At 61.4% G+C, this 12,351-nt stretch carries 14 protein-coding genes; 10 read left to right on the top strand and 4 right to left on the bottom strand.

Annotated features, from left to right (window positions below):
• The first annotated feature begins 91 nt into the window (after window positions 1-91).
• Both BKP54_RS24215 and BKP54_RS36715 read left to right on the top strand, forming a co-directional pair.
• Window positions 92-988, top strand: coding sequence for a methylenetetrahydrofolate reductase (locus BKP54_RS24215; RefSeq protein ID WP_063991850.1), 897 nt, complete (start codon window positions 92-94; stop codon window positions 986-988).
• A gap of 195 nt (window positions 989-1,183) precedes the next feature.
• A complete protein-coding gene (locus tag BKP54_RS36715) occupies window positions 1,184-1,501 on the top strand; it encodes a hypothetical protein (protein WP_245317891.1) in 318 nt (105 codons plus the stop codon).
• Here BKP54_RS36715 and BKP54_RS24205 read toward each other — a convergent pair.
• The gene (locus BKP54_RS24205; RefSeq protein ID WP_057225068.1) at window positions 1,480-2,106 is read right to left on the bottom strand and encodes a TetR/AcrR family transcriptional regulator; all 627 of its coding nucleotides are present in this window, start codon (window positions 2,104-2,106) and stop codon (window positions 1,480-1,482) included. The two genes, BKP54_RS36715 and BKP54_RS24205, sit on opposite strands and share 22 nt — an antisense overlap.
• Before the next feature lie 340 nt (window positions 2,107-2,446).
• Here BKP54_RS24205 and BKP54_RS24200 point away from each other — a divergent pair, with 340 nt between their 5' ends.
• The 5 genes from BKP54_RS24200 (at window position 2,447) to BKP54_RS24180 (ending at window position 6,658) form a co-directional block, all read left to right on the top strand.
• The gene (locus tag BKP54_RS24200; protein ID WP_057225067.1) at window positions 2,447-3,163 is read left to right on the top strand and encodes a lysoplasmalogenase; all 717 of its coding nucleotides are present in this window, start codon (window positions 2,447-2,449) and stop codon (window positions 3,161-3,163) included.
• Entirely contained in the window at window positions 3,153-4,577 is a 1,425-nt protein-coding gene (locus BKP54_RS24195; protein ID WP_057225065.1) for a coniferyl aldehyde dehydrogenase, read from the top strand. The genes BKP54_RS24200 and BKP54_RS24195 overlap by 11 nt, the downstream gene beginning before the upstream one ends.
• 285 nt (window positions 4,578-4,862) lie before the next feature.
• Window positions 4,863-5,348, top strand: a complete 486-nt coding sequence (locus BKP54_RS24190) for a DMT family transporter (protein WP_057207383.1) — start codon at window positions 4,863-4,865, stop codon at window positions 5,346-5,348.
• Window positions 5,345-5,767, top strand: coding sequence for a DMT family transporter (locus BKP54_RS24185; protein ID WP_038577720.1), 423 nt, complete (start codon window positions 5,345-5,347; stop codon window positions 5,765-5,767). Before BKP54_RS24190 ends, BKP54_RS24185 begins: the two co-directional genes overlap by 4 nt.
• A 276-nt stretch (window positions 5,768-6,043) precedes the next feature.
• Window positions 6,044-6,658 (top strand): DUF2165 family protein, encoded by a 615-nt coding sequence (locus BKP54_RS24180; protein ID WP_107027650.1) that lies wholly within the window; start codon window positions 6,044-6,046, stop codon window positions 6,656-6,658.
• Window positions 6,659-6,710: 52 nt separating this feature from the next.
• Here the strand turns inward: BKP54_RS24180 and BKP54_RS24175 are convergent, their stop codons facing one another.
• Together BKP54_RS24175 and BKP54_RS24170 are read right to left on the bottom strand one after the other, a co-directional pair.
• Window positions 6,711-7,022 (bottom strand): hypothetical protein, encoded by a 312-nt coding sequence (locus tag BKP54_RS24175; protein ID WP_057207381.1) that lies wholly within the window; start codon window positions 7,020-7,022, stop codon window positions 6,711-6,713.
• Between the two features lie 221 nt (window positions 7,023-7,243).
• A complete protein-coding gene (locus BKP54_RS24170; protein WP_057214676.1) occupies window positions 7,244-7,717 on the bottom strand; it encodes a GNAT family N-acetyltransferase in 474 nt (157 codons plus the stop codon).
• 531 nt (window positions 7,718-8,248) lie between these two features.
• Between BKP54_RS24170 and BKP54_RS24165 the strand changes: the two genes are divergently transcribed.
• The 3 genes from BKP54_RS24165 (at window position 8,249) to BKP54_RS24155 (ending at window position 11,026) form a co-directional block, all read left to right on the top strand.
• Window positions 8,249-8,668 carry a VOC family protein gene (locus BKP54_RS24165; protein WP_025428258.1) on the top strand — a complete coding sequence of 140 codons (420 nt, stop codon included), beginning with the start codon at window positions 8,249-8,251 and terminating at the stop codon, window positions 8,666-8,668.
• Window positions 8,669-8,907: 239 nt separating this feature from the next.
• Window positions 8,908-9,117, top strand: coding sequence for a hypothetical protein (locus BKP54_RS24160; RefSeq protein WP_025428259.1), 210 nt, complete (start codon window positions 8,908-8,910; stop codon window positions 9,115-9,117).
• A 430-nt stretch (window positions 9,118-9,547) separates the two neighbouring features.
• Window positions 9,548-11,026 carry a patatin-like phospholipase family protein gene (locus tag BKP54_RS24155; protein WP_158071722.1) on the top strand — a complete coding sequence of 493 codons (1,479 nt, stop codon included), beginning with the start codon at window positions 9,548-9,550 and terminating at the stop codon, window positions 11,024-11,026.
• A gap of 36 nt (window positions 11,027-11,062) precedes the next feature.
• Here BKP54_RS24155 and BKP54_RS24150 read toward each other — a convergent pair whose 3' ends face one another.
• A complete protein-coding gene (locus BKP54_RS24150) occupies window positions 11,063-12,316 on the bottom strand; it encodes a D-amino acid dehydrogenase (RefSeq protein ID WP_057214645.1) in 1,254 nt (417 codons plus the stop codon).
• Window positions 12,317-12,351 lie beyond the last annotated feature (35 nt).

Raw genomic sequence — 12,351 nt, 5'->3', positions numbered from 1 at the left:
ACCAAGCCTTAGATTGAGGCATGCCCGAGCCCGACAGCTCGCGCCGTTGACTCGAGGCGACCCAAGCCCGTCGCACCGGCAAAGGATCTTCATGACCGCGCTCATACAACACGGTTCTGCTCTGTTTCGTGACTATTCACTGGAGATTACCGGCAAGGATATCTGGCAAATCGAAGCTGCGAAATCCGAGATTCCTGCCGGCACGCCAATCAATATCGCCTACCTCGGCAACGAGAGCCACGCGCAACGCATCGAGGCGGCCGCGCGTATCCGGCAATGGGGCTTCGAGCCTGTCCCCATCATTTCGTCCCGGCGGCTGAGATCGGTGCAGGATCGGGACGAATTGCTCACGGGCCTGATCAGCGCAGCGCGTCCTGCCCGGTTCATGTTCGTGGGTGGCGATCCGTCGTCGCCAACCGGTCCCTATAAGGACTCGCTCGATCTAATTGCCGGCGGCATCGTCGCGGACCATGGCATCGTCAACGTCGGGATCGCCGGCTACCCGGAAGGCCATCCGAAGATTGACCAGGCGCGCCTGTGGGAGGCCCTTGGCCAGAAGACCGAGCTTCTGAAGGCCCGCGGCTGCAGCGTCGAGATCACCACCCAATTCGGCTTCGATGCGGATGCGGTCGTCGACTGGATCGCGCAGGTCAGGGCGCGTGGCATCGATGCGCCGATCCGCATCGGCGTGCCTGGACCTGCGGATGTGAAGCGATTGCTGCGGTTTGCGGCGCAATTCGGTGTGGCTTCGTCCGCGGCGATCGTCGGGAAATACGGGTTCTCGCTGGCCAACCTCGTCAACAAGGTGGGGCCGGATCGTTTCATGAGCCGGCTTGCAGGCGGCATGGCGGGCCGCGATCTCGGCACGGTCATGCTGCATCTCTACCCCTTCGGCGGCATTGCCGACACGGTCGCCTGGGCTGCGCGCGCCGCTGGCCGGCAAACGAATGAAAGCGTCGGTGCGCTCGACAGGCCCCGATATTATTGATCGGGCGGAAAACACGTCAACCAAGCGGTGCGAATGCCGTCGCCTTGATCTCGACCAGCCCACCGTCCGGATTGAGGTCGCCCCGGCAAGCTCGACCGCGGCGGGGTAGGGGATAGCAAAGAACTCGTCCCGCACCGCGGCGATCGCGGCCAGTTGCCCCGCCGTGTCCAATGCCAGGCGGTCACTTCCGAACACATGAAACATCTGGAGTTCGACGACGTCATCGAGGCGCGCCTCGCACGCAGCCAGCAATTGCTCGATCAACGTGAAGACACGGCGCAGTTCGCGACGAAATCCTTCGGCGTCCATCGGTTCGGTGTCGCCGTTTGCGGCAACAATGCCGGACAGGTAGACGAAATCACCGGCACGGCGCGCGGGCGCGTAATGAAACTGATCCACATCCGACTGGAGTTCGGCCGGTATCACGACCTTTCCGGTCCGGGTGGGCACAGCGTTGACGGTCGTTCCGATGGGCTGCATCATATTCTTTCTCAAGGTGTTGAGACTTCTTGATCGGCAGCCGGTATTCCCTGCAGTGCGGCGAGGGATGGACCGACGAGGGCTTCGAGCTCCTGTCGGGTCGCGCCATCGCGGGCCTGCATGGAAATGGCTTGCATCATGGCACCGTAATAGGTCGCCAGTGTCGGTATGTCGGTGGTTTGCGGGAGGTCGCCGTCGGCCACGCCGCGCTCCAGCCTTGCGTGTACGCGCTCCACCGTTTCTTTCCTTATGCCTTTGAGCAGGTCGTAGAGTGGCCCGGTTTCTGGCTGGCAATTCATCACGCCGAGAATCAACAGGCAGCCGTTCGATTGCGGTGCCCTAAGCGCGACCTCGATACTGGCGAGAAGCATCGCGCGTATCGCCTGTCGCGCCGTTTCACCCTCATCGAGTGCGCGCATCGGGCCCGATCCTGCTGTCGCGGCATAGAGGCTGACCGCCTCGCGAAACGCGGCTTCCTTCGACCCGAACGCGGGGTAGAAGCTCGGCGGCGTGATGCCGATTGCCGCCGTCAGGTCGTTGAGCTGGGCGGCCTCGTAACCCTTCGCCCAAAACACCTCCGTGATTTTTTGAAGCGCAAGATCGCGGTCGAAACCACGTGGCCGTCCCCTGGTCGCCATGAGCACTCCTTTCTGTAGTGAAGTTTATATAAATAGCAAAAATATCTCCCGCAACCCTGACCGCAGAAATATGTAGTGATAATTATAGAAAGCATTCGCCGGTAGCGAACACCGCTGATCGCCAACCAATTGCTTCTCCGATGCAGACGGATGCCGGGCGGCACTAGAAATGGATTCCACTCAGCCTTACGCGCAAGGAACAGCGCCTCCATATTTGTTCAGCTATGGACAATATCCGGGGCTTGACTACAGTCCCTCGAATAAACGGTTGCGGATCGGCGATGCCGGTCGTTGTTGGGCAATAAGGGCGAGCCAGTCTCGCTGATAACGAGGGACGGGCATGAGGCAGAGCAGTACTTTGAGCGCGCGAAACAACGCATCGATCTATGCGCTGTTTGCCGTTTGCGCGGTTCTCGCCATCATCGGCAGTCTCTTGGCCGGCGGCGATCAATCCGGCTGGCGGTGGTTGCATTACGTCACCAAGCCGACGGCAACGATACTTTTGCTCATTGCTGTTCTACGCAACATCGGCCCGCCATCGCGGGCCTATGGGCTGGCGATTGTCGCCGGGCTCGCCTTTGCGGCGGCAGGCGACTTCTTTCTGATGTTGCCGGGCGACTATTTCCTCGCCGGCCTCGTCTGCTTTCTCCTGACCCACTGCGCCTATATCTGGGCGCTGACCCGCGATAGCCGCTTTGCCGCCGACAAGGGGATATTCGCGATCTTCGCAGGGATCGGTTTGATCGTCATTACCGGATTGTGGTCGTCCTTGCCGCCCGGTATGCGCCTTCCCGTTGTCATCTATGCGCTGGCGCTGGCAGCAATGGCCGCACAGGCAATTTCCCGTGATCGACAGCTGGCGGTTGGAGCGCCGCAGAAATCCGCCGCGCGGTCGGCAGCCCTCGGCGGCCTGTTCTTCATGGTCAGCGACACGCTGCTTGCCTATGGGCGGTTCCGCTGGAACATTCCCTATAATGCCGTCTGGGTGCTGGGTACCTACTACACGGCGCAATGGCTGTTCGCGCGCTCGACTAAAGGCAATGCGCATGCAAGATAACCATCCGTTTCAGCTGCAGCCCAGCTTCGAGCGGCTGCGTGCCGCCTGGCTCGAACAGCGTCCGTCCTACGAGCAGCGCCGGGACGATCTGAAGCGTCTGCGCCGTCTTTTCCGCGAGCGCCTGGATGAGATGTCGAAGGCGGTCAGCGCCGATTTCGGCCATCGCTCAGTTCACGAGACGCTGCTCGGCGAAGGCAGCGTGGTTCTTTCGGAGATCGATCACACGCTGGCCAGGCTCAAGGCCTGGATGAAGCCCGAACGCCGGGCGGCCGGATGGAAGCTCTGGCCGGCAAAGGCAGAAATTCGGTTCGTTCCGCTTGGTGTCGTCGGGATCATTTCGCCGTGGAACTACCCGGTCAATCTGGCGCTCGCGCCTCTGGTCGCGGCGATCGGTGCCGGCAATCATGTGCTTCTCAAGCCGTCCGAACATACGCCGCGCACGTCGGAGTTTTTGCGCACGCTCATCGCCGATGTTTTCCCAGACACGCGCGCGACGGTGGTGCTCGGCGGTGCTGATCTCTCGGCGGCCTTTTCCGCCCTGCCGTTCGACCATCTGTTCTTCACCGGCTCCACCGCCGTTGGCCGTAAGGTGATGGCGGCTGCCGCTCAAAATTTGACCCCGGTCACGCTGGAGCTCGGCGGCAAATCACCCGCCATCGTCGGGGAGACGGCGGATTTGCCGCGTGCTGCGAACCGCATCGCCACCGGCAAGTTCTTCAATGCCGGCCAAACCTGCATCGCGCCGGACTATGTCCTTGTTCATGAGAGCAAACGCGATGCTTTCGTCACCCTGCTGAAGCAGCAGATGGGCGAGCGCTACGGTGCCGGCAACGGTTATGAGGACTACACGTCGATCATCAACGAAGCCCAGCATGACCGCCTCGCCACTCTGGTAAACGATGCGCGCGCGCGCGGATACGAACTGGTTTCGCTGCTGGACATGAAACAGATGCCACCGTCGCGGGTGCGAATGCTCGAGCCCACCGTAGTGCTCGATCCGGACCAAGACAGCGCGGTTATGCGCGAGGAGATCTTCGGGCCGATCCTGCCGGTCATCGGCTATCGCACCCCGGCCGAGGCGATCGGCTATGTGCTCGGTCGCGATCGGCCGCTGGCGCTTTATTGCTTCAGCGCAGATGCGGCCGAGATCGAAGCGATCCTCGCCCGCATCGTTGCCGGTGGCGTTTGCGTCAACGATACGCTCTACCAGTTTGCCTGCAACGACATGCCTTTCGGCGGTGTCGGGGCGAGCGGCATGGGCCACTACCACGGCAGGGAAGGCTTCCTGACCTTTTCCAAGTCGATGTCGGTGCTCAGAAAATACGATCCGGCGCCGAGCGATTTGATCTCGCCGCCGTACAAGGGGCTGACGGACAAACTCGTCCGTTTCATCACCTGGATCCCCGGGCGCTGAATGTTTCGGCTGCCCGGGATCACGCCTGGAAAGCGGGCGTGATCGTGCAGTTCGTATTGCAGCCGGTGGTGTATCGTCCTCATATAGGTGATGCCGCCTGTGGCGCCCACGCCGTAGACGCCGCCGGGCGGCCCCGCGCAGAACATCGCAAGGCGAAACTGCAGCCAGTCGGGTTGTTGGGCGAAACCGAGTGAAAGCTGTCAGTCTGTCATCGAAGTCTCTGGAGGAAAGGCAATCGGCAGGTGATGATTGTCGCATGACCGATTCTGTTGCGAGCACCCCTTCATGACCAGTCCCTCCGGGCACCCACTCAATCCGCTGCATCTCCTGGCCGCCTTTGGTACCGGCGGGCTCTTGACCCTCATGGTTCACTTCAACGGCGAACTGGGACGCTACGGCAACGCGTTGTTCTCGTCCTGGGCGGCGCATGGCACGGGGACTGTGGCGGCGCTTGTGATGCTCGCCATGCTTTATCCCTGGCGCAACCGGAATGCCGGGACGAAACCGCATGCGCCGCTCTGGGCCTATCTTGGCGGGATTTCCGGCGGCGTGACCGTCATGTTGACCTCTTTTGCCGTGAACTCACCGCTTGCACTATCCGGGACTCTTGCCTTGGGGCTGGCGGGCCAGGTGGTATTCAGCATCGCTGCGGATCGCTGGGGGCTGTTCGGCCTGCCGATGCGCCGCCCGGATCGCCGCGATCTGGCAGCCATGGCACTGATCGTTGCCGGCAGCGCCCTTATCATCCTGTTCGGCAGAGGCAGCGCATGACCTTGCCGATCCTTCTCGCCTGTCTCGCCGGTGTGCTTGTTGGTGTCAGCCGGCAGGTCAATGGCCGGCTCAGTCTCTCGACGTCACCGCTGATCGCATCGTTCTGGAACCATGTCGTCGGCTTCGTCGCGTTGAGCATTCTTGGGCTGTCGGTCGGCGGGCTGATCCCGGCGGGCGCTGCGGACGCGCCTTGGCACGCCTATCTCGGTGGTTCGATCGGTGTGGTCTTCGTTGCCGCCGGCAGCTGGCTCATCGCGCGCATCGGTGCCGTCAATACCGCCCTGCTGGTGATCGGCGGGCAGATGGTCTCGGGCGTGGCGCTCGATCTGTTGCGGGGAACATCCGCAACCTTCCTTGCAAGCGCCCTTGGCGTGGTTCTGATCCTGGCAGGCATGGCGCTGACTCAACGACGCCGCTAATCGCCGAATTGCGCAGGCAAGCGCCATAGCCGTAATAGGCGGCCTCTGACATCACTCGCTCTGATAGATACTGGCGACAGGCGCCTTGCCGATCATGCCTTGCGCAGGCCCTCGTTCGATCCCGCGCAAGGCAATGGGTCTTAGGCCCGCCGACAGGAATGGTGCCACTGCTTTCGTGGCCTCAATAAGGCGTCCAGACGCGTCGGGAGCGGGCACATCGCGGGCTGCCGGTTGATCCCCAACTTATTGCTCAAGCTGTGGACAGCCTCCGTCCGCATGGAAAAAGCGACGCTGAGCGAAAAAAGCGTCATTCGGGTGTCACGGGCGGCCACTGCCGATCGTCATCAAGGTATCGCGCTTGAGCGTGCAGGCCCAACCCATGGTGATATCGAAATGACTCAACCAACCTCGCTTCTTCTGATCAAAGCCGTACTGCTCTCCGGGCTCGCGCTCTGGCTTGCCGTTATCGTCCTCAACAACGTCGTCGCATTTCGCAATGGCGTCTTTGCGGTTGGTATGCTGATGGGCATGCAGCTCTTCGATCAGGAACCGCCCATCCGTACACCGCTGTTGTCGCGCCGTGTAACGAACGCTGTGTGGCATCGTATGGTCTTCAGCTTCGTTCTGGTGATGGAGGTGGCAACCATGATGCTTTTGGCGGCGGCCGCCATCATGCTTATCGGCACATTCTTCGGACTATCGGACGGTGCCGCCGCGATGATATGGGCGAACCTCGCTCTCGCAGCCTTCATCGCTCTCAGCCTGATCATGCTGCTCGGCGGTGCCTGGTTTGCCTACTATGTCCGTCAGGAGACCATGCAGATCACCCATTTCATCCTGATTGGGCTCGGGGTGGCCGGCACCCTGTTGGTGAACATGCCGATGCAATAGAGTAGCGCCTGACCCTGCGGTTGACGGAAGGGTCAACCTCAGGCTCTGCCTGCTATCGCCACCGCGCGTTGCTTTGGAAGGACACGCCGACAAGGACTCCGATGGCAAAGCCGATCAGTCCCGCCGTACTGACGACCGTCGTCGCGGTGCCCGGGTTGTCCTTTGCCGCTTCGACAACGCTTTGTCCCTGTGCACGCACAACACGTGCGGCCGAGCTCACCCGTCCTCTTGCGTCCTCCGCCAGATCGGCGGCACTGCCTGCAGCCTCGCCAGCGCGTGCGGAGATCGATCGTGTCAGATCGGCAACCTGTGCCCGCAGCTCGGAAATCTGGTCTTCGACGGATCGCTGAATGTCATTTGCCATTTTTTGCACCTCGTTTGTTCTACAGCGCCTTTTGCGCGTCTTATTAGACGCGCAAAGGTCGCTGTAGCACTTTGAATGGCTGCCTGTTTTTATCCTTAAATCGAATAGGATTTAAGGAAACATGCAGCAGCAAGGTACCAACGACGACGGCCGGCTTAAGTTCCGCATGGGATCGTAACCGGGGGCAACCGCCGATGCCATATCTGAGTATGCGTTGAGTTCTAGCGCGGCTTGAGCGTCTTGCTCATATTGGTGCCGGTGACCCGAAACCCTGTTGCCTCATAGACATGCCGGGCGCGGCTGTTGTCTTCGGCGACGCGCAATTTGATCTGGTCGAACCCGTTTGCCAAGAGCTCGGCCTCAAGTGCTTCGATCGCGAGCTTTCCAAGGCCTTTTCCCTGGTGGGTGGGCAGAATATGGAAATCGCTGATGAAGGCTGAGCGGCCCTTCGCGTCCGGTCGATACCAGAGATAGCCGACATGCTCGGCGCTTTCGCTGTCGATCAGACACAGCAGGACGTTGCCTGGCGTGCCGACGCCTTGCGGCAGGTCCTCGGCGATTTCACCGGTTGCCTGGGCGAGGGCGTCTGCGTCGGGGAGCCCGTAGTTGGCGGCGATCTCCGTGGCATAGTCGGGGATGAAATAGGCGAGATATCCAGCATACTCGCTCTCAAGCATAGGTCTGAATGAGATCATGGCTCTTTCGCATGTCAGCGGCGCCGCCATTCCGACGGCTCATGCCGCGGAAAATTCGTGAACGGCCACGTGGTCTCGTGGCAGCGAGGTAGACGTCAATCGCCCGCCCGACCCCACCCTAAAACTGATGGCGATCGCGTTCCCGGGTCTTCTGCCAGACAAAGGCAGTCGAGCGCAACCGATCTGTTCGGATTTTGATGAGACCGAGGGATCCCAAAACAAAAAAGGCCGGCAATGCCGACCTTTTCCCGTTCGCTGCTTTACCCTGCCAGTACATCCGTGGTCAGCGGTTTAGCGCAAACTCTGACCGGAACACATCCGTCTCACCGAGACTGTCTATGCTCAACGATCAATTCGTTATGCCCCATATGGCGAGCGATTGCGGCTATTTCAAGCCCTTATAATCACATCGTCCAAATCCTGTCTTCGGCCCCGGAGACCTGAGGCGGCCAAGGTGCCGATGCTCCGCCACCATTGACGGACCTCAGGTCGGACCTAAATTTCTGCCGATTGCGAACGGAGGATTTCCGGATGGAATTGCACCGCGGTCGGCTGATCGACCATATTCAACTCGTGATCAAGGATCTCGGCGCCAGCCGGAGGTTTTACGAAGCCGTGTTTCAAGCTCTCGATGTGCCGATGGGAGGCGAGGGCAAAGACTACTTCTGGGCCGACGAGCTTTTCGTGTCGACCGCCGATAGCGAAGCGGCCCAGGGAAAGCTGACCGGGCGCCATCATCTCGCGTTCCAGGCCCGGGACCGCACCATGGTCGACGCCTTTCACAAGGCCGGCGTTGAAAACGGCGGTAAGGACAATGGGCCACCCGGCGAACGCCCCTATCACCCAGGTTACTACGCCGCCTTCCTGCTCGATCCCGATGGCAACAACATTGAGGCGGTGTTTCACGGGCCGGCCAACCGCAGCGCCAGTTCGGTGAAGATCACGTTCTAAAGCATGTCGCGCAGTGCGCAGCGGTTTTGCGATAACGGCATGCGCAGAACCAGAGCTTAAAGCGCAACAAGAGAATCCTGGAGATCGCGACGCGCTTTAGCGGCTGCCGGGGTGACCCGCCGCTCACGTGCTGCTGTCGCGCCGACCGGCCCGCGTTGCCGCTGTTCTCAACCTGGGATCTGGTCACTTGACATTCTGCTAAAAATAGAACAAAAAGAGAACAGATGTGGAGATGAACGATGACCCGCACTGACATCATCAATCGCGCACTGGCCGCCGTCGCCGATTCTCGCCTGAAGCGGGAGCGCGACAGTGAGCGCCGCAAGCAGATTTTTGGCCGTATCGACCTCACGGCACCTTTGCCGAAGCTGAGCCGCGGCGTGCAGCTCAGCTTGAATCTCGATGGCGGGCGGAAACGATCCGAGCCGACGAGGGCGAAGTCCCATTGACCCCGAAGGCCACCGCGATTGGTGGCGCGCAAAGTCGATGCCGAGCGGTTGCTTTCCAATGAAAGAGCACTGTACGCCTTGGTGCGGGACTGCCTGCGGTTATTGCCACGAACGCGGCGGCGCCGAGGATAATCGGTACGACGGGCGGGTATAAAGGCATCTGTCGCGGCCAGAGTCATGTTGACCTCAGTGATAGAACCGCTTGGCCACGGTGCCGGAGGAGGCATCCCATCTTCCAGAAACCGTTGTCGGAGGGAGCCGGAGCCGCCGCTTTCGCTTCGCCCGCCGCGGCATGCCATGCTGTCTCAATCTAGATCCGTAAGGTGTTCGAACGGTCGGCGCCGACATCAATGTCGGCCCGGCTGGATCAGCCCGCGGACGGAGCGAGATGGCGATGAACTGCGGAGAACGATGGGACAGGTGGCATCTCGTGCGGTCAGATGTTCGCGATTTGCGGCGGTTATGGATCACCGCCGGCCGCGTCCTGAGGAGAGGCGTCCTTGTCGGCGCCATGATCTTGTCCGGCTGCATGGCGCCTGATACGCGCCCGACCAACAAGCCACTTGTCTTCACCACCGGGAGCATCCAGTTCCGGGACGCGCAAAACTTTGGCGACGTCGGCATCATCATTGCCTTTTCTGGCGGTGGTGCCAGATCTGCCGCCTTCGGCTATGGCGTACTGTCCGCCCTGGCTGATCAGCCTTCGCCCGGTGGTAAGAACCGAATGCTCGCCGATGACGTCGCAGTCGTTGCTGGGGTTTCGGGCGGTGCGGTCCTTGCCTCCCATTTCGCGCTTCGCGGGCGGACCGGTCTTGACGATTTTCGCCGGAATTTTCTCGGTCAGGATGTGGAAGCCTCGCTGCACACGGCCTTCACGCCGCAAAATCTGCTGCGCGGTTATCAGGGTGGCATGAACGACCTCTCGGGGTTCCCGTCCTGGCTCGATCGCAAGCTCTTCCGGGGCGCGACACTTGGCGACATGAGCCGTCCTGACCGTCCTCGGCTGGTGATCCACGCCACCGACCTCTACAATCGCAACCCGTTCATTTTCGATCGTCCATCCTTTGCCGCAATCTGCAGCAACTACAATGACTATCCGCTGGCCTATGCCGTGGCGGCGTCCGCCGCTGTCCCGGTGGTGTTTGCGCCGGTCACCCTGCAGAACTTCAGCAAAAGCTGTTTGCCAGGCGATGGCGGAAGCCCGCGAGCACAGTCGTCTGCTCGTGGCGCGACGTCGCTTGTCGAGCGCGAATATTGGAATGCGCTCGGCCGCTACGAGACGGCGCCGGATCTGAACTATCTCAAATTATACGACGGCGGCCTGGTCGATGGCATCGGAACACAGAGCCTGCTGCATCTGATGGGCCGGCCAGCGCCGGAACCGCTTCCTGCCGCCCGCGCGCGACGGCTCCGGCACCTGCTGGTCATCGTCGTCGATGCCTCGACGCGGGTTGGAGGTGATCTTTCCATCAATGCAAAGAGCCCGAAAGCCCCCGATGCGATCGTGGCCGCGATCGATGCGATGATCAACATTCCGAACTTCCAGAGCTTCGATGCCCTGCAAAATCGATTGCCCGTCTGGCGTGATCAGGTCATCAGATGGCGCTGCGCCACTCAGCGTTCCGGCAAAGGCTGTCGCGATCTCGATGTCGGCATCGTTCGCCTGGCGCTCGCCGATACCGCCGATCCGCCAACGGCAAAACGCATCATGCGGCTGCACAACCGCCTGACGTTGAAGCCCGACGATGTCGACTTTTTGTCAGGCCTTGGCCGACGGCTTCTCATCGAGCATCCGGCTTATCGACAGTTCCTGCAACGCACGGGCAAGGGGATGCCGCTTGCGCGTTCAACGCCAGATCTCCGGCGAGGCGGACTCGTGACGGCCCGGCGGATCACCAGTATGTTCTGACGTTTACGCTCGGCATCGAAGCGATACGAATGCCCATCAGTGGTATCGGCTGATCGCCAGGTCCGCCGTTTCGATCTCGGGCTTGGTGCCGCTGATCAGATCGCTCAGCACGCGGCCCGAGCCGCAGGCCATGGTCCAGCCGAGCGTGCCGTGCCCGGAGTTGAGGAACAGGTTGGCGAAGCGCGTTGCACCGACCACCGGTGTTCCATCCGGCGTCATCGGCCGCAAGCCGGACCAGAAGGTTGCTTGCCTCTGGTTGCCAGCGCCGCCGAACAGGTCTTCGACCGAATGTTCGAGCGTCGCGCGACGTGTCTGGGGAAGGGCACTGCTGAAGCCGGCGATCTCCGCCATGCCGCCGACGCGAATTCGATCGCCAAGCCGGGTGATGGCGATCTTGTAGGTCTCATCCATGATCGTCGATACCGGCGCCCGCGTCTCGTCGACGATCGGAACGGTGATGGAGTAGCCCTTCACGGGATAGACGGGCAGGCGAAGGCCGAGCGGCTTTAGGAGCGCCGGCGTATAGCTGCCGAGGGCGGCGACGAAGATGTCGGAACGGATCTCGCCCTCTGCCGTCTCGACGGCGACGATGCGGTTGCCCTCCTGTCGAAGCCGGCGGATATCGACGCCGAAGCGGAACTGCACGCCGAGAGCCTCGGCGCGTCTCTGCAGTTCGTTGGTGAACTTGAAGCAGTCGCCGGTTTCGTCATTCGGCAGCCGAAGGCCGCCGACGATCTTGTCGCGGACCGGTTGCAGGCCTGGTTCAGCGGCCACGCAGCCGGCCGGGTCGAGCACTTCGAAGGGCACGCCATCGGCCTTCAGCACTTCGATATCCTTGCCGATGCCGTCGAGTTGCTTGGCGGTCCGGAAGAGCTGCAGGGTGCCCTGCGTGCGGTGATCGTAGGCAATGCCCGTTTCCCCGCGTAGCGCAATCAGGCAATCACGGCTGTATTCGGCAAGGCGGACCATCCGCCCCTTGTTGACGGCGTAACGCGCCGAGGTGCAGTTGCGCAGCATTGCCGTCATCCAGCGCCAGGTGGCAGCGTCCACCATCGGGCGGATGATCAAGGGCGCGTGCTTCATGAACAGCCACTTGAGTGCCTTCTGCGGGATGCCGGGTGCCGCCCACGGCGAGGCATAGCCGGGAGAAATTTCGCCGGCATTGGCAAAGCTCGTTTCCAGAGCAGGGCCGGACTGCCGATCGAGGACGGTCACCTCGTGACCCGCCTTGGCAAGATAATATGCGGAGGTGACGCCGATCACACCGGCGCCCAATATGGTAATCTTCATCGCATCCTCAGGATCACAGATCGATCGTCAAACGG

This window comes from Ensifer sp. 1H6, from assembly GCF_001976035.1.
GTDB lineage: Bacteria > Pseudomonadota > Alphaproteobacteria > Rhizobiales > Rhizobiaceae > Ensifer > Ensifer canadensis.
This window is presented reverse-complemented; position numbering and strand designations above follow the sequence as displayed.